At 67.2% G+C, this 23903-nt stretch carries 32 protein-coding genes; 14 read left to right on the top strand and 18 right to left on the bottom strand.

What is annotated here, in order from left to right:
* Positions 1–62: 62 nt before the first annotated feature.
* Positions 63–1145, top strand: a complete 1083-nt coding sequence (locus ACY48E_RS01665) for an NAD-dependent epimerase/dehydratase family protein (RefSeq protein ID WP_462870307.1) — start codon at positions 63–65, stop codon at positions 1143–1145.
* Here the strand turns inward: ACY48E_RS01665 and ACY48E_RS01660 are convergent.
* Positions 1111–1572: a MerR family transcriptional regulator gene (locus ACY48E_RS01660; RefSeq protein ID WP_462870306.1), complete on the bottom strand. Its 462-nt coding sequence runs from the start codon at positions 1570–1572 to the stop codon at positions 1111–1113. The genes ACY48E_RS01665 and ACY48E_RS01660 overlap by 35 nt on opposite strands.
* A 6-nt stretch (positions 1573–1578) precedes the next feature.
* Between ACY48E_RS01660 and ACY48E_RS01655 the strand changes: the two genes are divergently transcribed.
* Positions 1579–2478, top strand: a complete 900-nt coding sequence (locus ACY48E_RS01655; protein ID WP_462870305.1) for an NAD(P)/FAD-dependent oxidoreductase — start codon at positions 1579–1581, stop codon at positions 2476–2478.
* 4 nt (positions 2479–2482) lie between these two features.
* Here ACY48E_RS01655 and ACY48E_RS01650 read toward each other — a convergent pair whose 3' ends face one another.
* Entirely contained in the window at positions 2483–3358 is an 876-nt protein-coding gene (locus ACY48E_RS01650) for a type III PLP-dependent enzyme domain-containing protein (RefSeq protein ID WP_462870304.1), read from the bottom strand.
* Between the two features lie 50 nt (positions 3359–3408).
* Between ACY48E_RS01650 and ACY48E_RS01645 the strand changes: the two genes are divergently transcribed.
* Positions 3409–4926, top strand: a complete 1518-nt coding sequence (locus ACY48E_RS01645; RefSeq protein ID WP_462870303.1) for a molybdopterin-dependent oxidoreductase — start codon at positions 3409–3411, stop codon at positions 4924–4926.
* A gap of 40 nt (positions 4927–4966) precedes the next feature.
* Here ACY48E_RS01645 and ACY48E_RS01640 read toward each other — a convergent pair whose 3' ends face one another.
* Genes ACY48E_RS01640 through ACY48E_RS01630 form a run of 3 tightly spaced genes read right to left on the bottom strand, consistent with a single transcriptional unit; the run spans position 4967 to position 8003 of the window.
* The gene (locus tag ACY48E_RS01640) at positions 4967–5758 is read right to left on the bottom strand and encodes an enoyl-CoA hydratase/isomerase family protein (RefSeq protein ID WP_462870302.1); all 792 of its coding nucleotides are present in this window, start codon (positions 5756–5758) and stop codon (positions 4967–4969) included.
* Between the two features lie 5 nt (positions 5759–5763).
* Positions 5764–6498, bottom strand: coding sequence for an SDR family oxidoreductase (locus tag ACY48E_RS01635; RefSeq protein ID WP_462870301.1), 735 nt, complete (start codon positions 6496–6498; stop codon positions 5764–5766).
* Positions 6498–8003 (bottom strand): DHA2 family efflux MFS transporter permease subunit, encoded by a 1506-nt coding sequence (locus ACY48E_RS01630; RefSeq protein ID WP_462870300.1) that lies wholly within the window; start codon positions 8001–8003, stop codon positions 6498–6500. The genes ACY48E_RS01635 and ACY48E_RS01630 overlap by 1 nt, the downstream gene beginning before the upstream one ends.
* 97 nt (positions 8004–8100) lie before the next feature.
* On the opposite strand from ACY48E_RS01630, the gene ACY48E_RS01625 reads away from it, so the two are divergent.
* Positions 8101–8826, top strand: coding sequence for a GNAT family N-acetyltransferase (locus tag ACY48E_RS01625; protein ID WP_462870299.1), 726 nt, complete (start codon positions 8101–8103; stop codon positions 8824–8826).
* On the top strand, positions 8823–9155 hold the full coding sequence (locus ACY48E_RS01620; protein ID WP_462870298.1) for a hypothetical protein: 333 nt from the start codon (positions 8823–8825) through the stop codon (positions 9153–9155). Before ACY48E_RS01625 ends, ACY48E_RS01620 begins: the two co-directional genes overlap by 4 nt.
* Positions 9156–9227: 72 nt before the next feature.
* On the opposite strand, the gene ACY48E_RS01615 is transcribed toward ACY48E_RS01620, so the two are convergent.
* Positions 9228–9578, bottom strand: coding sequence for a zinc-ribbon domain-containing protein (locus tag ACY48E_RS01615; protein ID WP_462870297.1), 351 nt, complete (start codon positions 9576–9578; stop codon positions 9228–9230).
* Between the two features lie 88 nt (positions 9579–9666).
* On the opposite strand from ACY48E_RS01615, the gene ACY48E_RS01610 reads away from it, so the two are divergent.
* Positions 9667–10617 (top strand): glutathione S-transferase family protein, encoded by a 951-nt coding sequence (locus ACY48E_RS01610; RefSeq protein WP_462870296.1) that lies wholly within the window; start codon positions 9667–9669, stop codon positions 10615–10617.
* Here ACY48E_RS01610 and map read toward each other — a convergent pair.
* The 9 genes from map to rpsH form a co-directional block, all read right to left on the bottom strand.
* Positions 10614–11408, bottom strand: coding sequence for a type I methionyl aminopeptidase (gene map / locus ACY48E_RS01605; protein ID WP_462870295.1), 795 nt, complete (start codon positions 11406–11408; stop codon positions 10614–10616). The two genes, ACY48E_RS01610 and map, sit on opposite strands and share 4 nt — an antisense overlap.
* Positions 11409–11421: 13 nt before the next feature.
* Positions 11422–11976, bottom strand: coding sequence for an adenylate kinase (locus tag ACY48E_RS01600; RefSeq protein ID WP_462870294.1), 555 nt, complete (start codon positions 11974–11976; stop codon positions 11422–11424).
* Positions 11973–13292, bottom strand: a complete 1320-nt coding sequence (secY, locus tag ACY48E_RS01595) for a preprotein translocase subunit SecY (RefSeq protein ID WP_462870293.1) — start codon at positions 13290–13292, stop codon at positions 11973–11975. The genes ACY48E_RS01600 and secY overlap by 4 nt, the downstream gene beginning before the upstream one ends.
* Before the next feature lie 209 nt (positions 13293–13501).
* Positions 13502–13945 (bottom strand): 50S ribosomal protein L15, encoded by a 444-nt coding sequence (gene rplO / locus ACY48E_RS01590; protein ID WP_462870292.1) that lies wholly within the window; start codon positions 13943–13945, stop codon positions 13502–13504.
* A complete protein-coding gene (gene rpmD / locus ACY48E_RS01585) occupies positions 13942–14127 on the bottom strand; it encodes a 50S ribosomal protein L30 (RefSeq protein WP_462870291.1) in 186 nt (61 codons plus the stop codon). The genes rplO and rpmD overlap by 4 nt, the downstream gene beginning before the upstream one ends.
* Positions 14120–14791, bottom strand: a complete 672-nt coding sequence (gene rpsE / locus ACY48E_RS01580) for a 30S ribosomal protein S5 (RefSeq protein WP_462870290.1) — start codon at positions 14789–14791, stop codon at positions 14120–14122. The genes rpmD and rpsE overlap by 8 nt, the downstream gene beginning before the upstream one ends.
* Positions 14792–14837: 46 nt before the next feature.
* Positions 14838–15242 (bottom strand): 50S ribosomal protein L18, encoded by a 405-nt coding sequence (gene rplR / locus ACY48E_RS01575; protein ID WP_462870289.1) that lies wholly within the window; start codon positions 15240–15242, stop codon positions 14838–14840.
* On the bottom strand, positions 15242–15781 hold the full coding sequence (rplF, locus tag ACY48E_RS01570; protein ID WP_462870288.1) for a 50S ribosomal protein L6: 540 nt from the start codon (positions 15779–15781) through the stop codon (positions 15242–15244). Before rplF ends, rplR begins: the two co-directional genes overlap by 1 nt.
* A 15-nt stretch (positions 15782–15796) precedes the next feature.
* Positions 15797–16195, bottom strand: a complete 399-nt coding sequence (gene rpsH, locus ACY48E_RS01565) for a 30S ribosomal protein S8 (RefSeq protein ID WP_462870498.1) — start codon at positions 16193–16195, stop codon at positions 15797–15799.
* A gap of 327 nt (positions 16196–16522) precedes the next feature.
* Between rpsH and ACY48E_RS01560 the strand changes: the two genes are divergently transcribed.
* Together ACY48E_RS01560 and ACY48E_RS01555 are read left to right on the top strand one after the other, a co-directional pair.
* Positions 16523–16768 carry a type II toxin-antitoxin system HicA family toxin gene (locus ACY48E_RS01560; protein WP_462870287.1) on the top strand — a complete coding sequence of 82 codons (246 nt, stop codon included), beginning with the start codon at positions 16523–16525 and terminating at the stop codon, positions 16766–16768.
* A complete protein-coding gene (locus tag ACY48E_RS01555; protein ID WP_462870286.1) occupies positions 16765–17151 on the top strand; it encodes a HicB family toxin-antitoxin system in 387 nt (128 codons plus the stop codon). Before ACY48E_RS01560 ends, ACY48E_RS01555 begins: the two co-directional genes overlap by 4 nt.
* A 67-nt stretch (positions 17152–17218) precedes the next feature.
* Here the strand turns inward: ACY48E_RS01555 and ACY48E_RS01550 are convergent, their stop codons facing one another.
* From ACY48E_RS01550 to ACY48E_RS01540, 3 genes are read right to left on the bottom strand one after another with little or no spacing between them, the layout of a single operon-like run.
* On the bottom strand, positions 17219–17971 hold the full coding sequence (locus ACY48E_RS01550; RefSeq protein ID WP_462870285.1) for an AIM24 family protein: 753 nt from the start codon (positions 17969–17971) through the stop codon (positions 17219–17221).
* A gap of 13 nt (positions 17972–17984) precedes the next feature.
* On the bottom strand, positions 17985–18680 hold the full coding sequence (locus ACY48E_RS01545; protein ID WP_462870284.1) for an AIM24 family protein: 696 nt from the start codon (positions 18678–18680) through the stop codon (positions 17985–17987).
* A 5-nt stretch (positions 18681–18685) separates the two neighbouring features.
* Positions 18686–19309 (bottom strand): AIM24 family protein, encoded by a 624-nt coding sequence (locus tag ACY48E_RS01540; RefSeq protein WP_462870283.1) that lies wholly within the window; start codon positions 19307–19309, stop codon positions 18686–18688.
* Between the two features lie 239 nt (positions 19310–19548).
* Here ACY48E_RS01540 and ACY48E_RS01535 point away from each other — a divergent pair, with 239 nt between their 5' ends.
* From ACY48E_RS01535 to ACY48E_RS01510, 6 genes are all read left to right on the top strand, one after another.
* Positions 19549–19956, top strand: coding sequence for a VOC family protein (locus ACY48E_RS01535; protein ID WP_462870282.1), 408 nt, complete (start codon positions 19549–19551; stop codon positions 19954–19956).
* 361 nt (positions 19957–20317) lie between these two features.
* Entirely contained in the window at positions 20318–20944 is a 627-nt protein-coding gene (locus tag ACY48E_RS01530) for a hypothetical protein (protein ID WP_462870281.1), read from the top strand.
* Positions 20945–21848: 904 nt separating this feature from the next.
* Positions 21849–22061, top strand: coding sequence for a transposase (locus ACY48E_RS01525; protein ID WP_462870280.1), 213 nt, complete (start codon positions 21849–21851; stop codon positions 22059–22061).
* A gap of 106 nt (positions 22062–22167) precedes the next feature.
* Complete coding sequence (locus tag ACY48E_RS01520) at positions 22168–22611, top strand: IS3 family transposase (RefSeq protein WP_462870279.1); 444 nt, start codon at positions 22168–22170, stop codon at positions 22609–22611.
* A complete protein-coding gene (locus tag ACY48E_RS01515; RefSeq protein ID WP_462870278.1) occupies positions 22554–22919 on the top strand; it encodes a DDE-type integrase/transposase/recombinase in 366 nt (121 codons plus the stop codon). Before ACY48E_RS01520 ends, ACY48E_RS01515 begins: the two co-directional genes overlap by 58 nt.
* Positions 22920–23438: 519 nt before the next feature.
* A complete protein-coding gene (locus ACY48E_RS01510; protein WP_462870277.1) occupies positions 23439–23846 on the top strand; it encodes a VOC family protein in 408 nt (135 codons plus the stop codon).
* The last annotated feature ends 57 nt before the right edge of the window (positions 23847–23903 follow it).

The following is a 23903-nucleotide window of genomic DNA, read 5'->3' as shown; positions in this document are numbered from 1 at the left end:
TCTGCGTCCCGAAGCGGGTTCGAGTGCACGAGGTGAATCGGAGCGTCCCTAGACTTCGCGTCATGACATCCGTACCTGCCGGACACACATACGACATCGACACCGACATCCCCGTACTCGTGACCGGCGCCACCGGCTTCGTCGCCGGGTGGATCGTCAAGGACCTCCTCGATGCCGGGGTCACCGTGCACGCCGCGGTTCGCGACCCCGCCAACCCGGCCAAGGTCGGCCACCTCACCGCTCTCGCCGACACTGCGCCCGGCACGCTTAAGCTCTTCGCCGCCGACCTGTTGAAGGACGGCTCGTACGACGAGGCCATGGCGGGAGTCGGCATCGTCTTCCACACCGCCTCGCCCTTCACCACCTCGGTCAAGGACCCGCAGCGCGAACTCGTCGACCCCGCGGTGGACGGCACCCGAACGGTGCTCGAATCCGCCAACCGCACGCCGTCGGTGACCCGTGTGGTGCTCACCAGTTCCGTCGCCGCCATCGCCTCCGACGCCGGGGACACCGCCGAGGCACCGGGCGGGCGCATCACCGAGCAGGTGTGGAACACCAGCGCGAGCCTGACCTACGAGCCCTACAGCCTGTCGAAGACCCTCGCCGAGAAGAAGGCGTGGGAGATCGCCGACGCCCAGGACCGCTGGAAGCTGGTCGTGGTGAACCCCTCGCTGGTGGTGGGCCCGTCGCTCGGACCGAAGCCGACGTCGGAGAGCTTCAACATCGTCAGCCAATTCGGCAACGGGGTGCTGCGGTTGGGCGCCCCCCGGGTGGGCTTCGGAGTGGTGGACGTGCGGGACGTCGCAGATGCGCACCTCGCCGCCGCGTACCTACCCGACGCCGAGGGTCGCCACATCATCTCCGGGCACGAGAGCAGCATCCTCGATCTCGCGCTGGAACTGCGCCCGAAGTACGGCAGCAAGTACCCGATCCCCCGCAACGGACTGCCGAAGTTCATCGTGAAGACGGCCGCACCGTTCCTCGGACAGAACCGCACCTTCATCGAGCGCAGCATGGACCACCCGTGGCGCGCCGACAACAGCAAGAGCCGCGAGAAGCTGGGCGTGACCTACCGTCCGCTGCGCGAGTCGCTCGAGGAGATGTTCGCCTTCATGATCGAGGACGGGTCGCTGCCCCGGAAGTAGTGGCCGACCGAAACGTCGCACCACCGAGAACGTCGGCGACGGTGGCCTGGAAGACGGGGCAGGTCCTGATGTCGTGGGCGTCGCACTCGAATGCATGCACTGCCATCGCCCTCGCCATCTCCATCTGGTGGATGCGAGCATCCAGTTCGGCAATGTGCTCGGTCAGCACGGTATGTCGGGCGTGCATGGGGCCGCCGCGGAGCAGTACGCCGATGCGATCGAGGCTCATGCCCGCCGCCCTGCCTCGCACGATGACCGCGATCGAAACCAGGTCGGCGTCGCCGTACACCCGTCGGCCACCGGCGTCTCGCGCCGGTTGGAGCAGTGCCCTCTCTTCCCAGAACCGCAGCACGTGCGTCTCGAGACCGAACGCAGCAGCCGCGGCGCCGATCGATCGTGGGGCGTTGGGCGTATCGCTTGACTTCATGTCGACATGAACTCACACACTGGTGTTCGCATCAACCACCAGGAGGCAAACTTGTTCGACGCCATCGTCATCGGGGGCGGACCCGCCGGGTTGCAGGCTGCACTGACCCTCGGCCGACTGCACCGCTCGGTCCTGGTCTTCGACTCGGGAAGCTACCGAAACGCGACCGTCCACAACGCCCACAACTATCTCACTCACGATGGGATAGACCCGGCAGAGTTCCGCCGACTCGCACGCCGTGACGTCTCCGCCTACGCCACGGTCACCGTGCGTGAGGCCACCGTCGATCACGTGACGGCGGTCGGCGACCAATTCGTCGTGACCAGCGGAGAAACCACCTCACGAGCCGCGGCGGTAGTGCTGGCCACCGGTGTGCGTGATCAGCTACCCGATACCCCGGGCCTCGCGTCGGCCTGGGGTCGAGAGGTCGCACACTGCCCGTTCTGCCACGGGCACGAGTTCGCGGGCGGAACCGTGGCCCTCGATGTCGCCGAGGATCACGTGGCCCGGTTGACAGCGATGCTCACCCCGATCGGTATTCGGGTACTGGAGGTCGGTGGGCGCGTGCGTTCGATCGTCCGTCGCGACGGGGGCCTCGACCTAGAGCTGGACGCGCAGGCCGAGTCGCCAGGGTCGCGCGAGAAAGTGCACGTCGACGGGATGTTCGTGACGCCCGCGTTCACTCAGTCGGCGCCCTTCGCCGAGCAGTTGGGGCTCGAGTTGAACGAATCGGGGTGTATCCGAGTCGATGCGTGGCAGCGGACATCGACGCCGGGGGTCCTCGCCGCCGGCGACGCCGCACACCACAGCGAACTCCCGATGCCTATGTCCTCGATCGTGACCTCCCAGGCCAGCGGGATGATTGCCGGCGCGGCGGCGCTGCACTACGTGCTCGGGCGCTCCTGAGCAGCTACACCACCAACACCGGCAGGCCCGCGGTGGTCGGGGCCGGGACCTGCACAACCCGGTCCCCGATCGAGCCCCGACGATCACCCGCCCGCGTCACCGTCGTGATCAGCGCGAGCGGGGCAACGTCGTCGGCGCCGACGAGAACCTGGGTGACGGCGGGGTCGGCTGCGGACTCGGCGAACGCGTGACCGCCCGGCGCGCACACGAACTCCGGCTCGCCCACGGCGTCGACGACGGCGTCGAGCACTGCCCGTCGGCGCAGCGCCGACGCGCCGACGACGCGTGAGCGCACCCACCCGCGAACACCGGGGCCGTGGGCGATCCGCTCGGCGGCGGTGTCGACGAGCAGAAGCGAACGCGGCCGGCACCCGAGCCGTCGAGCGCGCTGAGCGAAGCCCGCAACCTGGCGAGGGTCGCGCAGTCGCCCCCGCCGGGCCACCGGGCCCACGTCGACAGCCAGGCACACCCGCGGCGCCAGGGTGCCGACGCTGCGCAGGAGCGACAGATGCTCAGGATGCTCCACCGTGAACGTCACCCGACCCGAGAGAATCCGGTCGGTGAGCACCTCGGTGATCGCGGCGACGTCCATGCTCGGTTCGGTGACGAGGACATCCTCGACGCCCGCCCGCGCCACGGCGATGGCGTCGGCCGCCGATGTCGTTGCGGCACAGGAGAACAGGCCCGATGTGTGCGCGAGAATCTCGTCGCGAACGGCAGCGGTACCGGCGGCGGAGACATCCACCCGCATCGGGGTGCCGAGGCTGCGGCGCCACAACTGATCGAGTCGGGCGAGCAGTGCGACGCGGTCGAGCGCGAGGACCGGTGTGCTCATACCCGCCGTGCCGTCGAGTAGCCGCTGCGCGTCGGGAGTGGGCATGGGCAGCAACTGTAACCGCGCACCGGCCGATGCCGCCTATCGTGGATGTGGTGACCGAGTCTTCCACCGCTGCCCGCGCGCTGGCGGGCGTCGTCTCCGCCGGCGTCGTGCTGGGAGTCGGCCAGCTGGCCTCCGGGGTGATCGGGCCCGAGACCTCACCGTGGTTCGCCGTCGGCTCGGCGGTGGTCGACGCGGTTCCCACACCCATTCGCGAGTGGGCCATCGACACATTCGGCACCGCCGACAAGACCGCACTGTTCGTCGGGATGGGTCTGGTGATCGCGGCGCTGACAGCCGGCGCGGGAATCCTCGAACGCATACGCAGGCCCGTCGGCTCGGTGCTGTTCGGTGTCCTGGGCGTGATCGGGGTGATCTCCGCGAGCACCCGGGTCGACGCTTCCGCCATCGCTCCGCTTCCGACGGTGCTGGGTGTGGGCGCGGGAATTCTTATGCTGCGCATGCTGATTCGGCGTCTGGAACCGACACCGGTGACCGGCGACATCGATCGGCGCCGCTTCCTCACCCTCGCCGGCTCGGGGGTGGTGGCGGCCGGAGCTGCGGCAGCGGGTGGGTGGACACTCGGGTCGAGCATCCGTGACGTCGCAGCCGACCGGGCCGCGTTCACCGTCCCCACCCCGGTCTCGCCTGCGCCACCGGTTCCGCCCGGCGCCAACCTCGGCGTCCCCGGCCTGGCCTCCTACGTCACCGCCAACGACGACTTCTACCGTATCGACACCGCGCTGACCCCGGTGCGCCTGACCGCCACCGAGTGGAGCCTGCGCATCCACGGGATGGTGGCGAACGAGATGACGCTGACCTGGGCGGACCTGGTGCAGCGCGGCGCGATCGAGCGCATGATCACCCTCACCTGCGTCTCGAACGAGATCGGCGGTGACCTGGTGGGCAACGCCATGTGGACCGGGTACCCCATCAAGGACATCCTCGCCGAGGTCCAACCCCTGCCCGGAGCCGACATGGCCCTCTCCCGCAGCCGCGACGCCTTCACCGCCGGCACCCCGCTCGACGTGCTCACCGACGGGCGCGACGCGATCCTCGCGGTCGCCATGAACGGCCAACCCCTACCCGTCGAGCACGGGTACCCGGTGCGGATGGTGGTGCCGGGGCTCTACGGATACGTCTCGGCCACAAAGTGGGTCACCGACATCGAGATCACGCAGTTCTCGAAAGCCACCGCCTACTGGACCGATCGGGGATGGTCGGAGAAGGGCCCGATCAAGACCGCCACACGCATCGACACACCACGCAGCGGGCGGGTGCGGGCCGGGTCGGTCGCCATCGCCGGGGTGGCGTGGGCTCAGCACACCGGGATCTCCGCGGTGGAGGTGCGTATCGACGGCGGTGCGTGGCAGGCGGCCACGCTCTCGGTGGAGTACTCCCGCGACACCTGGCGGCAGTGGACGCTGCCGTGGGAGGCGACGGCGGGCGAGCACACCATCGAGGCGCGGGCCACCGACGCCACCGGCGCGGTGCAGACTGCGGACCTCGCCGACACCGTTCCCGACGGGGCCACCGGCTACGCGATCACCACCGTTCGAGTCGACGGCTGAGCCGCACTCGACCGCCCGGCTCGTCACCTGCCCCGGTCTTTCACCTACCGCTGTAGCGCGCCTTGCCGGGGCCGTTGTCGAGGAAGCTCTGCACGCCCCCGATGAGGTCCTCGGTGGCGAAGAGTGCACCGGAGACGCGCGGGGTGATCTGGTCCGCGTGGGCCACACCGCCCGATCGCCAGGCAGCGATGATCTCCTTGGTGGCCGCGTGCGCGCGGGTGGGGCCATCGGCCAGGCGCGAGGCGAGAGCGCGGGCGGCGGCATCGACGTCGTCGTGCACGGCGTTGACCACGCCCCAGTCCAGCATGGTCTGTGCGTCGTAGAGATCGCCCGTCATGACGAATTCGCGCGCGCGTCCGGAACCGGCGCGCTCGGCCATGCGCTGCGGGCCACCCATCGACGGTGTCAGCCCCACCACGATCTCCACCAACCCGAACTTCGCGCGCGGGGAGGCGAGGATGATGTCGCAGCTCAGCGCAATTTCGAGGGCCGCAGTGAGGGTGAGGCCGTGGCTGGCGTAGATCACCGGGCACGGCATGGCCTCGAGTGGGTGCGCGATGCGCTCGAAGAGGTCGGCCCACATCTGCTCGCCCTGCGCGGGGGTCAACCCGTGGAAGACGTGGACGTCGACGCCGCCCGAGTTGACCTTGCCCTCCGCCCGCAGCAGCACTGCGCGAGGCGGGGCGGCGGTGAGTTCGGCGACGTGAGCCGCCACCGAGTCCAGCATCGCGCGATCGAAGAGGTTGAGGTTGCCGTCGGAGAAGGTCAGGACGGCCACCTCGGCGCCGAGATCGGTGGTGAACCGCTCGAGCCGTGTGGGTCGGGTGCTCATGTGCCCTACCTTGCCACGCGGGTGAGGAACTGATCGAAGGTCTCGGTGGTCTGGGTGAACTCACCGCGCGGGAGCAACGCACCCGTGGCCATGGCTCGGCCGACGGCGCCGGGGATGGGCACCGGGACAACCCACCGCCGCACACCCCGAGCCGTGGCGGTGCGGCGGGCGATGTCCACCATCTGCTCCTCGCGGGGTCCGGCGAGTTCCACTGCCCGGCGCAGCGCAGGTCCGCGGGCCACGGTGAGCAGGTACTGGGCGGCGTCGCGGGCGGCGACGGGCCGCGAGAGCATCGGCGGTACGGGCAGCAGCGGGCCGTAGGCCAGGGCGTCGGGGAACTCGAAGAACTGGGTGCTGCGGACGATGGTCCATGGCACGCCCCCGGCCGTGACCACGGCCTCCTGGGCGCGTTTGCCGAGGTAGTGGCCGAAGTCGACGATGTCGGAACCCACCACGGACAGCGTCACCAGGTGCTCGATCCCCGCTCGCTGGGCGGCGGCGACGAGCGCGGACGCCGCCCGGGTGAAGAAGGTGACCGCCGGGCGGGTCGTGAGGGTCTGCTTGTGACAGGTGTCGATCACGGTGGTGCACCCGGACAGGGCCTCGTCGAGCCCGTGACCGGTGAGCAGGTCCACTCCCGTCGACCGGGCCAGCACCACCGTGTCGATGCCCGCGGCCCGCGCCGCGTCGACCACGAGGGATCCCACGGCGCCCGTGCCGCCCACCACCGCGAGCCGCATCAGGCGATGGTCTCCTTCGCGGCCGCGACGGGGGGTTCGACGGGAGCGGCGGCCGCCGGGCCCCCGAAGGCGGGACGGGCATAGAACAGGCAGGCGATGCCACCGAGAACCACCACGATCGCCGGCAGGTACATCGACTCGCCCAGCGCCCGCGAGAAGTCCCCCGCCACGGGCGCCGGTACGACTCCGTTGCCCACGCCGCCGGAACCGGCGCCCGGCAGCGCCGCCTCGAGGCGGTTCTGCATCAGCACCCCCACCCCCGCGGCGCCGAGCACCGAGCCGAACATCCGAATGGTGTTGTACACGCCCGCGCCCGCACCGGCGCGCGAGTGCGGCAGGTTGCGCGTCGCCGTCGCCGCGAGGGGCGCCCAGATCAGCGCGTTGGCCACACCCATCGCCGAGATGGGCAGCAGTAGTTGCCAGATCGGGGCGGTGGGTGTCATCACCTGCACCAGCCACACCAGCGAGATCGCCAACAGGAACAATCCCGTCCCGGCTATGTAGCGGGGGTGGGCCTTGTCGACCTGCTTGCCGACGGCCGGGGCCAACACACCGGTGAACACGGCCATGGGCGCCGAGACCAGCGCCGCCCTCGTCGGGGAGAGCCCCGTTGCGCTCTGCAGGAAGAACATCATCGGCAGCATCAGACCCGACATCGCGAAACCCATCGTGCCGATCGCGAAGTTCGAGATGGCGAAGTTACGGTCGCGGAACAGTGCCAGCGGCATCAGCGGCTCACGGGTGTTCAGCGCCTGCCAGCGCACGAACGCGGCGATCGTCACCAGTCCGAGAACGATGGAGGTGATCACCCAGCCGTTCCAGTCGTAGCGCTGGCCCTCCTGGATGCCGAAGACCAGGAGGAACAACCCCACTGCGCTCAGGGCCACGCCGAGCATGTCGAAGGTGTGCTCGTTGGTGGGCAGAGCGGGCACGAACCGGACCGCGAGTGCGATCGCCACGGCGCCGACGGGCACGTTGATCAGGAAGATCCATTCCCAGCCGAGGTTGTCGACGAGCACGCCGCCGACCAGCGGACCCACCAGGCTCGCGACACCGGCCACCGCCCCCCACAGGCCCATCGCGGTGCCGCGCTTGTCCGCGGGGAAGATGCGGGTGATCACGGCCATCGTCTGCGGGGTGATCATCGCCGCGCCCAGGCCCTGCACCACGCGCGCCGCGATCAGCATCTCGATGGTCCCCGACAACGCGCACCACAGCGATGCGGCGGTGAACACGGCCAGACCGACAATGTAGAGGTTCTTCGGGCCGTACCTGTCGCCGAGTCGACCGGTCACCAACAGGGGAACCGCGTAGGCGAGCAGGTAGGCGCTGGTGACCCAGATGACGTTGTCGATCGAGGTGTTCAGCGCGGTCAGGATGGCGGGCTGCGCCACGGCGACGATCGTGGTGTCGAGCAGGATCATGAAGAACCCCAGGCACAGCGTCGCCAGGGCCACCCAGGGATTGATGTCCTGTTTGCCCGGCGCGGCGGGGTGAGCGTTCATCGTCGGTTCCTTCGGTGCTGACCTGCGCGGGCGAAACGGATGCTGAGCAACGCTACGCTCTTCCGGCGCCCGCCCGCACGTGACCTAGCGTGGAGGAGTGAACTCGCACCAACTCGACATCGTCCGGCTCGCCTGGTCTCGGCGACTGGGTCTGCCGGACGACGCCGTGTTCGGTGACGGTGCAACCCGCCTCCTGGCCGTCGACGACGATGCCGCAGCCGTGGACGTGGTGGTTCTCGACGGCGTCACGATGATCGCCGGACCCGAGTGGGCGCTCGAGCTCGCCGCGGACATCCCCACCGACGTTCTGGCGACCCGCGCCGGACTGCGCGCCGCGCTCGGGGTGCGAGCGGGGCGCTGCCGCGGCGAGATCACCCTCGCCTACGCCGACGACACCGCCCTGACCACCGGCATCCGCGACAACCCGCTTCTCTCACGCGATCGTGCGCACGCCGCGGCCGTGGAGGCAGCAGTGCCACCCGACGATGCCGCGGAAGCTGCGGTGACGGCCCGGACCGCCTGGTTCACCGTGCTCGACGACACCGACGGGGAGCCCGTTCCCGCTGCGACCGCCGGTCACCGCGAGTGGCAGGGCCTGCTCGGCGACGTGGGCGCACTCACCGTGACCGACCGGCGACGCACACGCTTCGGGGCCACGGCCGCCCGCCTGGCCACCAACGATGCTCTCGACGCCGGCCTGATCCCACAGTGGCAGTGCCACCGGGACAATTCGGCAGGCCGACTGCTCGCCGCGCACCTGGGATACGTGGAGCAGGGTCTGCGGATCGGCGTCGAGGTGCTCTCGCAGGAGGATGCGTTGTGATCGATCTGGTGGCGACCATCGCCCTCTTCGTGGTGGCCGCACTACCGCTGCCGATGCTGCCCTTCATTGCCCTCACATCGGTGATGATCGGCGACGACGGCGCCAGCACCACCCGCACCCGCGCGGTGGCGATCGTGGCGCTGGGTGTTCCGATGGTGGTTCTGACCGTTCTGGCCGCGGCCGTGATCTGGGCGCTGCGCACCGACGGGATCACCTTCTACATACCCGTCGTGGCACTGGTGGCCGAGCTGGTGGCCGGGGCCGCGGTGATCGCCGTCGCGCTGCGAGTTCACGCGCGCGGTCGCCCGGACACGGCCCGCCCCGACTGAGCCCCGCGAATCGACCTATCGTTCGCTAACACATGAGCTCACGGGCCGGGATCCGGCAGGGCGAGCGGTGGGTCAGCCGCTGTAGGGGTACTGCTGCTGACCTGGGTACTGCTGCTGACCTGGGTACTGCTGCTGACCTGGGTACTGCTGCTGACCGGGGGCCGGGTATTGCTGGGCGAATCCCTGCTGGGGGGCCGACGCGGCGAGTTGCTCGGCGTACTCCTTGGGCACCGTGGACGTCGCGCCGCAGAACGTGCAGGTGACGTAGCGCTTGAACCTCACCGGGAAGATCGGCAGGAAGAACAGCGTGAACCACGTCGAGCGTTGAACGACGTGGTGAGCAGCCGGGTTGTGGCAGTTGCCGCACACCAGCGTCAATGTCGCCAGGATCTTCGACATGGTGCGCGAACCGAAAATGATCACTGCGATCGAACCCCTCAGCTGCCGGACTTGGTGTCTGATAATTGTTCTGTGAAAGTACCCGGAGAACCTTCACGAGGCCAGGCGGAGCATGAGCGGCGAATTCACCCGAGACAGCAACTACATCACCACCCGCATCACCGCCGACGGCTCGTCCGGCTTCCTCGTCGAGGCGGGGCGGTATCGCCTTGTCGTGGCGCGGGCGTGCCCGTGGGCCCACCGCTCCACCATCGTCCGGCGCCTCCTCGGCCTCGAGGACGCGATCTCCATGGGCGTGTGCGGGCCGACCCATGACGAGCGCAGTTGGACCTTCGACCTCGACCCCGGCGGGCTCGACCCGGTGCTGGGTATCCCCCGCATCCAGGACGCCTACCTCGCGCGCGACCCGCAGTACCCGCGCGGGATCACCGTGCCCGCGATCGTCGACGTGACCACCGGCACGGTGGTCACTAACGACTACCCGCAGATCACCCTCGACTTCTCCACCGAGTGGGCGGCCTTCCACCGCCCCGGCGCACCGGATCTGTACCCGCTCGCCCTGCGGGAGGAGATCGACGCGGTGGCCGCGGACATCTTCCGCGACGTCAACAACGGCGTGTACCGCTGCGGGTTCGCCTCCTCCCAGCAGGCATACGAGTCGGCCTACCACGCCCTGTTCGCCCGACTGGACCAGCTCGGCGACCACCTGACGAACCGGCGCTACCTGGTGGGCGAGTCCATCACCGAGGCGGACGTGCGGCTGTTCACCACGCTCGTGCGCTTCGACGCGGTCTACCACGGGCATTTCAAGTGCAATCGCAGCAAGCTCACCGAGATGCCGGTGCTGTGGGCGTACGCGCGTGATCTGTTCCAGACCCCCGGTTTCGGGGACACCACCGATTTCCAGCAGATCAAGGACCACTACTACAAGGTGCACACCGGCATCAATCCCACCGGCGTGGTCCCGGTGGGCCCGGACACCTCCGGCTGGACCACCGCGCACGGCCGGGAAGCGTTGGGCGGCAGCCCCTTCGGAGCCGGGACCGCGCCGGGCCCGATCTAGGGGCGAGGTGTGAGGATGCGCGGGCCGTCGGCGGTGACCGCCACCGTGTGCTCCCAGTGCGCGGCGCGCGAGCCGTCGACGGTGACCACGGTCCAGTCGTCGTCGAGGATGCGGGTCTCGCGGGTGCCGAGGGTGAGCATCGGCTCGATGGCCAGGGTGGACCCGACGGCCAACTCCGGCCCACGACCGGGGGCGCCCTCGTTGGCCAGGAACGGCTCCATGTGCATCTGACGGCCGATGCCGTGCCCGCCGTAACCGTCGACGATGCCGTAGTCGCGGCCGTGCTCGCGCGCGGCGGCGAGGGTGCCCTGCTCGATGGCGTGGGAGACGTCGGTGAGGCGGTTGCCCGGCAGCATCGCCGCGATGCCGGCCTCCATGGACAGGCGCGTGGCCTCGGACAGTTGCCGATCGGCCTCCGACAGCTCACCCACTCCGAACGTCCACGCCGAATCCCCGTGCCACCCGTCGAAGATGGCACCGCAGTCGATCGACACCAGATCACCCTCGGCGAGGATGTCGGTGGCACTCGGAATGCCGTGCACCACACGGTCGTTCACGGAGCTGCAGATGCTGCCGGTGAAGCCGTGGTACCCCAGGAACGACGGGACGGCACCGGCGTCGCGAATCACGGACTCGGCGACGGCATCGAGCTCGAGGGTAGACACACCCGGCTTGGCGGCCTCACGAACGGCCACCAACGCCCGCCCGACGATCGCACCGGCCTCGGCCATGGCATCGAGCTCGCCGTTCGAGTGGAACGGAACGATCTTCTTCTTGCGCCCGAGAATCATCGCCGTGAACCGGTCAGGACGCGCCGATGGCTGCGACGACCGTCGCGTTCACGGTGTCGACATCGCCGTCGGCGGCCACGGTGACCAGCGCGTCGCGGCTGCCGTAGTAGTCGAGCAGAGGCGCGGTCTCGTCGCGGTAGACCTTGAGGCGGTTGCGGATCACGGCCTCGGTGTCGTCGGCACGCCCGCGGGCGAGCATGCGCGCCACCACCACGTCCTCGTCGATCACGAAGGACACCACGGCGTCGAGGGAGTGCCCCGACTCGGCCAGGATCTGCACCAGCGCGTCGGCCTGCTCGGTGGAGCGGGGAAACCCGTCGAGGATGAACCCGCCGGTGGCGTCGGGCTCGGCGAGGCGGCTGCGCACCATGTCCACGGTCAGATCGCTCGGAACGAGATCACCGGCGTCGAGGTACTTCTTCGCCTCGATACCCAGCGGCGTCTGCTGGCCGATGTTGGCGCGGAAGAGATCACCCGTCGACACGTGCGGGATGCCGAACTTCTCCGACAGGAGCGCGGCCTGCGTGCCCTTGCCGGCACCGGGCGGCCCGAGGAGGACCAGTCTCACTTGAGGAACCCTTCGTAGTTGCGCTGCATCAGCTGGCTCTCGATCTGCTTGACCGTGTCCAGGCCCACGCTCACCATGATCAGCACCGCTGTGCCACCGAACGGCAGGTTCTGCACGCCACCGGAGTTACCGATGTCCAGGAACAGGTTCGGGAGCACCGCGATGACACCGAGGTAGATGGCGCCGGGCAGCGTGATGCGGCTGAGAACGAAATTGAGGTAATCGGCAGTGGGGCGGCCGGGCCGGATACCCGGGATGAAGCCACCGAACTTCTTCATCTCGTCGGCGCGCTCTTCGGGGTTGAAGGTGATCGCGACGTAGAAGTAGGTGAAGAAGACGATCAAGCCGAAGTAGATGGCGATGTACACCGGGTTGGCCGGGTTCACCAGATACGTGTTGAGGATCTTCTGCCACCACGAGGTGCCGTTGGAACTGGACGCCGTGAGCTGGGAGATCAGGTTCGGCAGATACAGCAGCGACGACGCGAAGATCACCGGGATCACGCCGGCCTGGTTGACCTTGAGCGGCAGATAGGTCGACGAACCGCCGTACATCTTGCGACCGACCATGCGCTTGGCGTACTGCACGGGGATGCGCCGCTGACCCTGCTCGACGAACACCACGCCCGCGATGATGGCCAGCGCGGCCACGACCACCAGGGCGAACACCAGTCCACCGCGGCTGTCGAGAATGTTCTTACCCTCGGACGGGATGCGCGAGGCGATACCGGCGAAGATGAGCAGCGACATGCCGTTGCCGACACCGCGCTCGGTGATGATCTCGCCGAACCACATCACCACGGCGGCACCGGCGGTCATCACCAGCACGATCACCACGAGCCCGAAGATGGACTTGTCGGGGATGATCTCCACCGAGCACCCGCGCAGCAGACCGCCCTGCGACGCCAGCGCCACCAGACCGGTTCCCTGCAGGATCGCCAGCGCCACCGAGAGGTAGCGGGTGTACTGGGTCATCTTGGCCTGGCCGGACTGGCCCTCCTTGCGCAGCTCCTCGAAGCGCGGGATCACCACGGTGAGAAGCTGCACGATGATCGACGCCGTGATGTACGGCATGATGCCGATCGCGAACACCGACAGCTGCAGCAATGCCCCGCCGGAGAACAGGTTGATCAGCGAGTAGATCCCGGCGGACGACCCACCGGAGACCTCGTCGATGCACTGACGGACGTTCCCGTAGTTCACACCGGGCGACGGCAGCGTGGCGCCGAAGCGGTAGAGGGCGATCAAGCCCAGGGTGAAGAGAATCTTCTTCCTCAGGTCCGGGGTCCTGAAGGCCGAGACGACGGCGGAGAGCAAGACGGATCCTCCTGGAAAGAAAATGTGCGATACGGAAAACGGGTGGCCACGTGGTGACCGGGTGGTGCGGGCGCGCGAGGCGCCACGGCGAACTCTACAGCGGCGACAGTGAGCCCTTTCACGGGCTCGATCAGCGATGGCCGCACCGCGACGCAATCGGTCGTGGTGCGGCCATCGCTGTCAGGACGTGATGTCGACGCCGGGGACGGTCACAGCTCGGTCGCTGTCCCGCCTGCCGCGCTGATCTTCTCCTTGGCGGAGCCGGTGAACTTGTCCGCGGTGATGGACACCTTCACCGTCAGATCACCGTCGCCGAGGATCTTCACGAGGCGGTTCTTGCGCACCGCACCCTTGGCCACGAGATCGTCCTTGGTGATCTCGCCACCGGTGGGGAACAGCCGCTCGATGTCGACCAGGTTCACCACCTGGTACTCCACGCGGTTGCGGTTGGTGAAGCCCTTCAGCTTGGGAAGCCGCATGTGCAGCGGCATCTGTCCACCCTCGAAGCCGGCGGGGACGTTCTTGCGAGCGCCCGTGCCCTTGGTGCCGCGTCCGGCGGTCTTGCCGCGCTTACCGCCCTCACCGCGTCCGACGCGGACCTTGGCGCTCTTCGACCCGGGAGCGGGACGAAGGTGATGCAACTTGATGGTCACTTGCTGACCTCCTCAACGACGACGAGGTGGCGCACCACGTTGATCAGACCCCGGGTCTCGGGGGTGTCCGGGCGAATCACCGTCTGGCGGATCTTCTTCAGACCCAGCGTGCGCAGGCTGTCACGCTGGTTCTGCTTCTGACCGATGGTGCTCTTGATCTGGGTCACCTTCAGCTCAGCCATGTGCTGCACTCCCCACTGCTGCCTGGGCGCGCGAGCGCAGCATGCCGGCGGGAGCGACGTCCTCGATCGGCAGACCGCGACGAGCGGCAACTTCCTCCGGACGCTGCAGCGACTTCAGGGCTGCAACGGTGGCGTGGACGACGTTGATCGCGTTGTCGCTTCCGAGCGACTTGGCGAGAATGTCGTGCACACCGGCACATTCGAGCACGGCACGCACCGCGCCACCGGCGATCACACCGGTACCGGGGCTGGCCGGGCGGAGCATGACCACGCCGGCCGCGGCCTCACCCTGAACGGGGTGGGTGATGGTGCTGCCGATCAGCGGGACGCGGAAGAAGCCCTTGCGGGCCTCCTCGACACCCTTCTGGATGGCGGCGGGAACTTCCTTGGCCTTGCCGTAGCCGACGCCCACCAGACCGTTGCCGTCACCGACGACGACGAGTGCGGTGAAGCTGAAGCGTCGACCACCTTTGACCACCTTGGAGACGCGGTTGATGGTGACCACGCGCTCGAGGTTGTTCTTCTCGGGGGCGTTGCCGCCCCGGCCACCGTCGCGGCGATCGCGACCGCCGCGGTTGTCGCCGCCGCGGTTGTCTCCACCGGTGTTGGGTCCATTCTGTCCGGCGGGACCACTTCCGCCGTCACGCCGTTGACGTCCCGGCATCAGGCTGTCCTTCCAGTCGTACGAATCATGTTGTCGGTGGTGAGCATCAGAACTTCAACCCACCTTCACGTGCGGCATCGGCGAGAGCGGCGATGCGTCCGGCGTAGTCGTGGCCACCGCGGTCGAACACCGCGGCCTCGATGCCGGCGGCCTTGGCGCGCTCGGCGATGAGGGCACCGACCTTGGCGCCGCGGGCCTTCTTGTCGCCGTCCACGGCACGCACGTCGGCCTCGATGGACGACGCGGCGGCCAGGGTGCGGCCGGTCAGGTCGTCGATCAACTGCGCGTGCAGGTGACGCGACGAACGGTTGACCACCAGGCGGGGCCGCTCGGCGGTGCCGGAGACCTTCTTGCGCAGGCGGAAGTGGCGACGGGTCTTCGACAGGCGCCGACGCGTGGAGACGTCCTTGCCCAGCGGGATTCGCTTGTTGGTGGTTGCAGAGTTGCTCATCACTTACCTGTCTTTCCGACCTTGCGGCGGATCTGCTCACCCTCGTAGCGAACGCCCTTGCCCTTGTACGGGTCGGGGCGGCGCAGACGACGGATGTTGGCGGAGATCTGACCCACCTGCTGCTTGTCGATGCCCGACACCGAGAAACGGGTGGGGGTCTCGACGGCGAAGGTGATTCCCTCGGGAGCGGTGATCGGCACGGGGTGGCTGTACCCGAGCGCGAACTCGAGGTCGCTGCCCTTGAGGGCCACGCGGTAGCCGACGCCGTGGATCTCCATCTTCGTCGTGTAGCCGGTGGTGACGCCGGTGACGAGGTTGGCGATGAGGGTGCGGGTGAGCCCGTGCAGCGAGCGGCTGCGCCGCTCGTCGTCCGGACGGGTGACCGAGATGGAACCGTCGTCGCCCTTGGCGACGGCGATGGGCTCGGCCACGGTGAGGCTGAGGGTGCCCTTGGGTCCCTTGACTGTGACGTCCTGGCCGTCGATGGTGACATCGACGCCGGCGGGAACCGGCACGGGGAGCTTTCCGATACGCGACATGAGTGGTGGCCTCCCTTACCAGACGTATGCGAGGACTTCGCCGCCGACGCCCTGCTGGGCGGCCTGACGGTCGGTGAGCAGTCCGCTCGAGGTGGAAATGATGGCCACGCCCAGGCCGCCGAGCACCTTGGGAAGGTTGGTCGACTTGGCGTAGACGCGCAGACCGGGCTTGGACACCCGGCGGACACCGGCGAGGCTGCGCTCGCGGGACGGCCCGTACTTGAGGTCGACGATGAGGGTCTTGCCCACCTCGGCGTCCTCGGTGCGGAATTCGGAGATGTAGCCCTCACGCTTGAGGATCTCGGCGATGTTGGCCTTGAGCTTCGAGTGCGGCAGGGACACCTGATCGTGGTACGCCGAGTTGGCGTTGCGCAGACGCGTCAAGAAGTCTGCGATCGGGTCGGTCATGGTCATGACAGAGTTCATGGCCCCTTCTCGCCGCGGTTCCCATGCAGCACGCGCGACACCGGTTCCCGCTGGTGCGGGCCTCGTGCGACACGTCGTGGGCCTACGACGAAGTGATGACCTGACCGACGGTTGCCGGTCAGGGGTTGCGCTCCTCCCAATGCACGCCGAACGAGGCCGGTGAGCACTGAGAAGTGTTTCGAGCTGAGGTACGGCAGGAAACTCGTGGAGTGTCACGGACGCGCGTGCAGGCACGACGGGTCCGCGGCAACCCTCACAGTGTAGGTACCTGCGGCGATCTGGCCAAATTGCCTGTCGGTCCGCCCATTCTGTCTAATGTCCTTGACTATAAAATGTCCAGTTGGTTGGACTACAGTGGTGGTCGCGGATCAACCCACTCGAAAAGTCCTGAAAGAACTTCGCAGTGCGGGCTTCCCCCCGCTACGCACGGTCGGCTCGCACACGATGTGGTCGTCGGCCGACGGGTCGGTGAGGGTGACCGTTCCTGACGGGCACCGCACCATCTCACCGGGTGTGTACCGCACCATCGTCAAGGCCATGAAGGAGGCGCGAGGAGCGTGAGCACTACCTACGAGGTGTCGGTGACCCGCGACGGCAAGTGGTGGATGGTGGCGGTACCCGAACTGGGCGCTCTCACCCAGGCCCGCAGGCTCGGCGATGTCGACACCGCAGCCCGCGAGCTGGTGGCCCTCGAGACCGGTACCGCGCTCGACGAGGTGTCCGTCGACGTGCACGTCCACCTCGCCGCGGGAGACGGTGATCTCACTGCCCGCGTAGCCGACATCCGGGCACGCCGCGAACGCATCGAGGCGGAGGACGCGAAGGTTCGTGCGGATACCGCCGCGTTCGCCCGCGAGCTCGCCGCTGCCCAGGTACCTGTCCGCGACATCGGAACCCTGCTCGGCGTGACGTTCCAACGCGTCAGTCAGATCGTCAACACCTGACGCCCTGAGTGTGTGGGGACAGCTATCCGACGCAGGCTGCTCGAACGGGCCTCAGTTGCGACCGACGTCAGCGCTGCTGACCCAACTGCGCCTGCGCGCGGGCGAGGATGGTCTGCACACCCGCCGTCGACAGGCCGGGCAGCTGGGCCTCGATGGTGCGCACCACATCGTGGTCGTTGATCACCTTCTCGCTGGACTGGATGAGCACCGTGCCCGCCCCGGTGAAGTCGAACTGCTGCTCCTCCCCCGACGCCACACCGAACGCGGCGCCGGCCGCGGCCATGAACCCGGTGATCCAGCCCTGGTCGTAGTACTGGCTCGGCGACGGGCAGTCCGCCCACCCCACCAGCGCCTGCGGGTCCACTCGCAGCGGCGGCTCGGCGAACATCACCGGGCCGTTCGACGACGCCAGGAACGTGCCGGTGCCCAGCAACGTCAGGAAACCCGGCACGATCGACTGGTTGAGCTGCAACCCCGGCTCGAACGCCAGCAGGTTCGCCGCGCGGATCGTCAGGTTGCCGTTGTCGAGGTCGTAGGAATTGATGTCGTAACCCCGGTCGCCGATGATCAGCGTCCCCTGGCCCTCGGCGACGACGTACCCGTGCATGTACATCGGGGCACTGATGGTTCCGGCGAGGTGACCCAGCGCGCCCGCGCGGAAACTCTGCATCAGGGTGCGGAACTGCATCTGCCCGTAGTAGGCGATCATCGCGCCCTTGGACATGATCCACGGCTTGTCGAGAGTGATGTAGTAGGCGTACGGGTTGTCGGGCACATTGTCGCGGCCGACGAGGGTGCCGGGGTGGTGGACCACGCTCATGCTGATGTTCCCTTCACAGCTTCTGCTCGGAGGCCTGGACGAAGACGACGCCGTCACCGACGCAGTGCAGTTGCATGGCCTCACCCGATCCGCGCCCGACGGCATCACGCCAGCTCATCGCCGACTTCAGCTGCACCTGCACGTTGCCCCACGTACCCACGAAGGCTTGCGGGTCCACCACCACCGGGTGACCGCCGACGCGGACTTCCATGATCTCGCCGTGCGCGAGCAGCACCACCGCCCCCATGCCCTGCAGCTGGGTGGTCATCAGACCGTTGCCGGTGAGGACGCCGGTGGCCGCGCCGCGCAGGGCACCCATCAATCCGCCGCCACCGCCGCTGGTCTGACTCTGCATCGACACCGTCGAGGACTGCAGGCCCGCCGTGTGGCCCAGCAGGCGCGAGGCATCGGCGGTGACGGTGCCGCCCTGCGGCATGTCGACCACGTGCACCGCCAACCCCTTGTGCCCGTAGTGCACCTCGCCGGGACCCTGCGCGAGCATCATCCGCTCGTGCTCGCCGGCGATCATCCGACCGGCCATGTGCCCCATCGCGCCGCCGAGTCCCAGACCTCCGGCACCGGGCGCGCCGTGCGGGGAGAACATGACCTGGCCGGTGTAGAAGAGCATCGAACCCTTGCGGGCGATCACTCCCCCGGCGCGGGTGATGTCGACCTTGACGACCTTGCTGTTGACCTTCTCGAAAACCATGGCCCCTACCGTTCCGCCGGTTGGATCGACACCACGCCCTGGCCCTGCCACCGCAGGGAGAACGCCTCACCACCGCCCGCGCCGACGGCGTCACGCCAGCTGACATCGGTGACGAACGATTGCTGCAGTTGACCTTTCGCCGCCACGAAGGCGTCGGGGTCGACCACCAGCGGCAGTTCGGGTGCCACCGCCAGATGGATCAGCGGGCCCCCCGCCGACAGCAGCGCCACCTGCCCGACACCCGAGACCACGGTGGTGAACAGCCCCTGCCCGCTGGTCATGCCCCGCACGCCGGTGAAGGTCACGTTGGTCTGCAGGTTCCCGGCCATGGCGAGCAACTGATTCGACTCGACCTGCATCTGCTCGTTGTTCAACTCGAGCACCGTCACGTACTGGGCATCGACGGCCAGGTGCACCGCCCCGGTACCGGTGCACTCCATCAGCGACAGGCTCTCACCCGTCGCGCGCTGCTTCAGACCGGCGAGAACACCTGCGCCGCCACCGAATCCAGCCGACTTGAACGCCACATCGCCCTGGTAGGAGACCATCGACCCGGAGAGCGCACGGATCGCACTGTTCTGCAGGCGCGCCTCGATGATGCGTTTGGAGAACTCGACGAGCTGAGCCATACATGCCCCTTGCGCGCGGGAGGTGGTGGACCGAGAAGTGCCGGGGACACCGTACGACGGATCGGACCAGGACGTCGAGGAAGTCGACTCCGTGACGAGTGGATCGGTATCCGCGGACGGGCATGGGCACTCGACGGCGAACGAAGGTTGTCCCATACCGTCACCAGCGACGGTATGGCAGCCCAACACGACAAGCTCGTGGCCGACCCCATCCAATTGCCCGAGTGAACGGAAACACCGTGACTACCGAACAGACCACTGGCGCCGGCGCCGATTTTGCGCTCGAGGGCCTACACCACGTCCAGCTGGCGATACCGAAGGGTGCCGAGGATAAATGCCGCGCGTTCTGGGGTGATGCACTCGGTATGACCGAACTCGAGAAGCCGCCCGTGCTGGCCGCACGAGGTGGGTGTTGGTTCCGCGGAGGCGGTCTCGAAGTTCACCTCGGGGTGGAGCAGGACTTCTCGCCGGCCAAGAAGGCGCACCCCGGCATCCTCGTTCGATCCCTGAAAAACCTGGCAGACCGGCTCGAATCGACCGGCCACGAGGTCACCTGGGACGACACCTTCCCGGGCCACAACCGCTTCTACGCCTTTGATCTGCTCGGGAACCGCCTCGAGTTTCTCGAGCCCAAGGATGTCGGCTGACGTCGCTCACCGTCAGCAGGAGGCCGGGTCCGAACGGATCCTGGTTCGAGAGTTGAGTGTCGAGGTATCCGCGGGCGAAATCGCGGCGGTACTGGTGGACGACCAGGAGTCGGCGTACGCATCGACAGACGTAGTCGCCGGTGATCGTCCTATCTACTCCAGCTCAGGGGCAACAAGACCCTCAAACGAGATGGACCCGTCGGGGACATTCGAAACGCTTCACCCTGTCGTTCTCCGGCCGCGGGTTCGTGATTGTGCACCCTCGGAACTACCGCCCGACTGAGTCGATACGTCGGCAGGGACGGTTCAGATCTCGCCCGAAGCCTCCGCGCCCACCCAAAGAGCGACATCTGGCGACTCGGTGACCGCGAATTACAGCACCCTGCATTTAGGTGTGGAGGCAGCAGGCACCGCCGTGCTCGGCGACGGCGTCGACGCCGTCGCATGGACTCTGACGCTCCCCGAAAACCTCGAAGCCAGAATCACCCCCGCCGGGGGCCTGGCCTTCCGCCACCTGATCCCAGGAGCAAGGACCGCCGTGGTCGACGAATTTGCCGAGATCAGCGCCCCCTGGGCAGTGGACTCGACCGGCAAATCGCTACCCACTGCCTACGTTCTCGACGGCGACCGACTGATCCAGACGGTCGATCGATCAACCGCAGTCGGCGACGTCGTGGCAGATCCGCGCATCTCCTACGGTGCAGGCGTATACCTCAATGCCCGCGGATGGGAACTGAACGCAGCACGCGGGGCCATCATCGCCGCGGGGGGCATCGCTCAGGTTGGAACATGCGCTTTTGCCGCCCGCCTCCCGTCACCCGCCAGCGGTATCATCACCACCGCTTGCGCCGTTGCCGGACTCAACCTGATCAACGTCTACCAGGCGATTCTCGTTCCTGGACCGTTCGACCCCAGCCAGTGCTACCAGCTGCGAATCGTCCCAACAGGAACAGGATTCAACGGCGTAGGAAACGAAAACTGCGCGTAAAATCACCACTACCCGGGCCCAGAGAGAGAACGCTCATGCGAATTGATCCCATGCGGACCATACCGAATACTGACCAGTCCCGGTCTGGATTCTTGAGTCGGCTCCGCAATCGCACCTGGCCGATCACATTCCTCATTATCCTGGTTGTCACAGTCGGTCTGGGTTCAGCAACCGACATCACCTGGTGGGTTCTGGCTGGCATTGGCCTCGCCATCTACGCAGTATGGGAAATAACCGTTCAGGTCGCCTCCCGCAGCAGATAGAGTACGGCTCCACTGCTCGAACGGGACCTGCCTCCAGGGTGTGGACACGCTTCAATCTCGGTCTGAGACCGGGGGAAGCGAGATGATCAGCTCATGGCGAGGAAGCATTATTCGGAGGAGTTCCGCCGGGATGCGGTGGAGTTGTATCGCGTGACTGAGGGGCGACGGTGGCGAAGATCGCTGCTGACCTCGGTGTCGTGGAGGCCACGTTGTCGTCGTTGCTCAAGGCCGCGGGGGTCGCCACGCGTGGTGGGCGGTCGCGGTCGGCGCCGGTGGGTGATCACCTCGACGAGGCGGCTCGGTTGCGGGCACGGCTTGCCGAGCTCGAGGCCGATGCACAGACGTTGTCGGCCGAGCGTGACATTTGCGGGCGGCGGCATAAGATTTCACCGGCGAGACGAGCTGGTGAGCCGCTTCTAGTTCGTTGCCGCCCACCGTGACACCTTCGAGGTGAAGTGGCTGTGTGAGACCGTGGACGTTGAGGTTCCCCCCGGGTAGTGGACACCGAGATATCAGGATCGCCGGTTCCGCTGGGAGGATGTTCACATGTCGCGGAAGCGTCGGTCGTTTACGGGTGAGGTTCCCCCGGGTAGTGGACACCGAGATAGCGGGATCGCCGGTTCCGCTGGGAGGATGTTCACATGTCGCGGAAGCGTCGGTCGTTTACGACCGAGTACAAGGTCGATGCTGCGCATCGAGTGATCGATTCTGGCCGATCTATTGCCGAGGTCGCACGCGATCTGGGCCTCAACGTGGGCCGCTGGGCCGCTGGGTCGCTGATGAGCGGAGACGCCTGGACGCAGCGCGGCGAGAGGGTGATGAACCGCTCACCGCTGCTGAGCGTGACGAGCTGACCCGGCTACGCCGGCAGGTTGCCGATCAAGAGAAGGACATCGCGTTTCCAAAAAAAGCGTCGACGTACTTCGCGGCGAATCATCAACGGTAGAGAAGTACGCGTTGATGGCCACGGAGTGCGCCAGCACAGCAATCAGCCGCATGGCACCCCTGCTGGGTGTGTCTACGTCAGGCTATTACCGACACCTGAAATCAACGGTAGCAACTGAATTGGGGATCCAGCGGCGGCGTCGGGAAGAGTTGGCGGTGCGGATATCGTCGATACACAAAGACTCCCACGGTGTGGACGGGTCGCCGCGGATCACCGCCGAGCTACGTGCGCGGGGCGAGTTCGTGACCGAGAAGACCGTCGCCAAGATCATGGCCGAGAGGGGTCTGGCGGGCATCAGTCCACGCACCTTTTCCCCACCTACAACGATCGTGGATCCGTTCGCGACGTTCCCGCCAGACCTGGTCCATCGGATGTTCGATCAGGGCCGCATCGACGCCGTATGGACGTCAGACATCACCAATCTGACCTGCGGCGGCGAGATATGTACCTGTGCGTGATCAAAGATGAGCACTCAAAACGGGCGCTGGGGTGGGCAGTGGCCGACCACATGCGCGCCGAGCTGGTGACCGACGCGGTCGACATGGCCGCTCGTACCCGGCGCGGCCGGACCAGAGGAGAGCAAGATTTTCCCATGGCAACTCAAGTGCGGACGAGCGTGGGCCGGTTATCTTGCCTACCAAGCTCAGGGAATGTTGGTCTGCGCTCCTCTCGCTATCGCAACAGGTGGATTCGGCGGGCTGCTGTGCAATATTGTCAAGGCGGGGGTCGGCAGCCAACTCGACTTCAACTCGCTATGCTGATCTGATGGCTGACAGCCGTTCGTCCGAAAAGGCAAGGGACCCAATGGCGCGGGGGTTTCTCACCTACATTTTCCGTAGTCCCTTGAGTCGTGGAACCGCGCCTACCCGTTCTGACTACATCAACGCATTCGCGATGGGGCCAGTAGTTTCCTTGGGCTTCTCCCTGGCCTACCTTCTCGACATAAACTCGACGGCGCTCACTGTTCTGACTGGGTGCGGACTCGGTGCGGCGACCGGACTCATCTACTTGTATGTGGCTTACCGGTTGCAACGGCGGCGCCGCGAGTCCACGGAACGCCAGCAACACCAGGACAGGGGCAGTTAGGCGTTGGCTGCGCGCCCTACGACTGCGTGCGTTCTCGACGGCGGCCGCCCGATCCAAACGATCGACCGATCAGCCGCAGTCGGCGACGTCGTAGCAGATCCGCGCATCTCCCACGGAGCAGGCGTGTACCTCAACGCCAACACGACAAGCTCGTGGCCGACACCGACCCCATCCAATTGCCCGAGTGAACGGAAACACCGTGACTACCGAACAGACCACCGGCGCCGGCGCCGATTTTGCGCTCGAGGGCCTACACCACGTCCAGCTGGCGATACCGAAGGGTGCCGAGGACAAATGCCGCGCGTTCTGGGGTGACGCACTCGGTATGACCGAAATCGAGAAGCCGCCCGTGCTGGCCGCACGAGGTGGGTGCTGGTTCCGCGGAGGCGGTCTTGAAGTTCACCTCGGAGTGGAACAGAAGTTCTCGCCGGCCAAGAAGGCGCACCCCGGCATCCTCGTTCGATCCCTGACAAACCTGGCACATCGGCTCGAATCGACCGGCCACGAGTTCACCTGGGACGACACCTTCCCGGGCCACAACCGCTTCTACGCCTGTGATCTGCTCGGGAACCGCCTCGAGTTTCTCGAGCCCAAGGATGTCGGCTGATGCTTTCACCATCGGAAGGCGGCCGGAGTGTCCAGCGCAGAGGAACGCGTGGCACAG

The sequence above is a fragment of the Rhodococcus sp. AZ1 genome (assembly GCF_054979605.1).
The sequence above is the reverse complement of the archived record's forward strand: the minus strand, read 5'-3'. Positions and strand labels throughout refer to the sequence as shown.

Bases quoted from the DNA above. Each gene is read 5' to 3' on its own strand.
- rpsH (WP_462870498.1), bottom strand. From the start codon at position 16,195: ATGACCATGACCGACCCGATCGCAGACTTCTTGACGCGTCTGCGCAAC.
- ACY48E_RS01550 (WP_462870285.1), bottom strand. From the start codon at position 17,971: ATGAGCGTGGTCCACCACCCCGGCACCCTCGTCGGCCGCGACAATGTG.
- rplR (WP_462870289.1), bottom strand. From the start codon at position 15,242: ATGAGCAACTCTGCAACCACCAACAAGCGAATCCCGCTGGGCAAGGAC.
- ACY48E_RS01660 (WP_462870306.1), bottom strand. From the start codon at position 1,572: ATGAAGTCAAGCGATACGCCCAACGCCCCACGATCGATCGGCGCCGCG.
- ACY48E_RS01665 (WP_462870307.1), top strand. From the start codon at position 63: ATGACATCCGTACCTGCCGGACACACATACGACATCGACACCGACATC.
- rplF (WP_462870288.1), bottom strand. From the start codon at position 15,781: ATGTCGCGTATCGGAAAGCTCCCCGTGCCGGTTCCCGCCGGCGTCGAT.
- ACY48E_RS01655 (WP_462870305.1), top strand. From the start codon at position 1,579: ATGAACTCACACACTGGTGTTCGCATCAACCACCAGGAGGCAAACTTG.
- ACY48E_RS01560 (WP_462870287.1), top strand. From the start codon at position 16,523: ATGTCCTTGACTATAAAATGTCCAGTTGGTTGGACTACAGTGGTGGTC.
- rpsE (WP_462870290.1), bottom strand. From the start codon at position 14,791: ATGCCGGGACGTCAACGGCGTGACGGCGGAAGTGGTCCCGCCGGACAG.
- ACY48E_RS01525 (WP_462870280.1), top strand. From the start codon at position 21,849: ATGTCGCGGAAGCGTCGGTCGTTTACGACCGAGTACAAGGTCGATGCT.
- ACY48E_RS01650 (WP_462870304.1), bottom strand. From the start codon at position 3,358: ATGCCCACTCCCGACGCGCAGCGGCTACTCGACGGCACGGCGGGTATG.
- ACY48E_RS01610 (WP_462870296.1), top strand. From the start codon at position 9,667: ATGAGCGGCGAATTCACCCGAGACAGCAACTACATCACCACCCGCATC.
- ACY48E_RS01515 (WP_462870278.1), top strand. From the start codon at position 22,554: ATGGACGTCAGACATCACCAATCTGACCTGCGGCGGCGAGATATGTAC.
- ACY48E_RS01630 (WP_462870300.1), bottom strand. From the start codon at position 8,003: ATGAACGCTCACCCCGCCGCGCCGGGCAAACAGGACATCAATCCCTGG.
- ACY48E_RS01635 (WP_462870301.1), bottom strand. From the start codon at position 6,498: ATGCGGCTCGCGGTGGTGGGCGGCACGGGCGCCGTGGGATCCCTCGTG.
- ACY48E_RS01520 (WP_462870279.1), top strand. From the start codon at position 22,168: ATGGCCACGGAGTGCGCCAGCACAGCAATCAGCCGCATGGCACCCCTG.
- map (WP_462870295.1), bottom strand. From the start codon at position 11,408: ATGATTCTCGGGCGCAAGAAGAAGATCGTTCCGTTCCACTCGAACGGC.
- ACY48E_RS01545 (WP_462870284.1), bottom strand. From the start codon at position 18,680: ATGGTTTTCGAGAAGGTCAACAGCAAGGTCGTCAAGGTCGACATCACC.
- ACY48E_RS01640 (WP_462870302.1), bottom strand. From the start codon at position 5,758: ATGAGCACCCGACCCACACGGCTCGAGCGGTTCACCACCGATCTCGGC.
- rpmD (WP_462870291.1), bottom strand. From the start codon at position 14,127: ATGGCTGAGCTGAAGGTGACCCAGATCAAGAGCACCATCGGTCAGAAG.
- ACY48E_RS01540 (WP_462870283.1), bottom strand. From the start codon at position 19,309: ATGGCTCAGCTCGTCGAGTTCTCCAAACGCATCATCGAGGCGCGCCTG.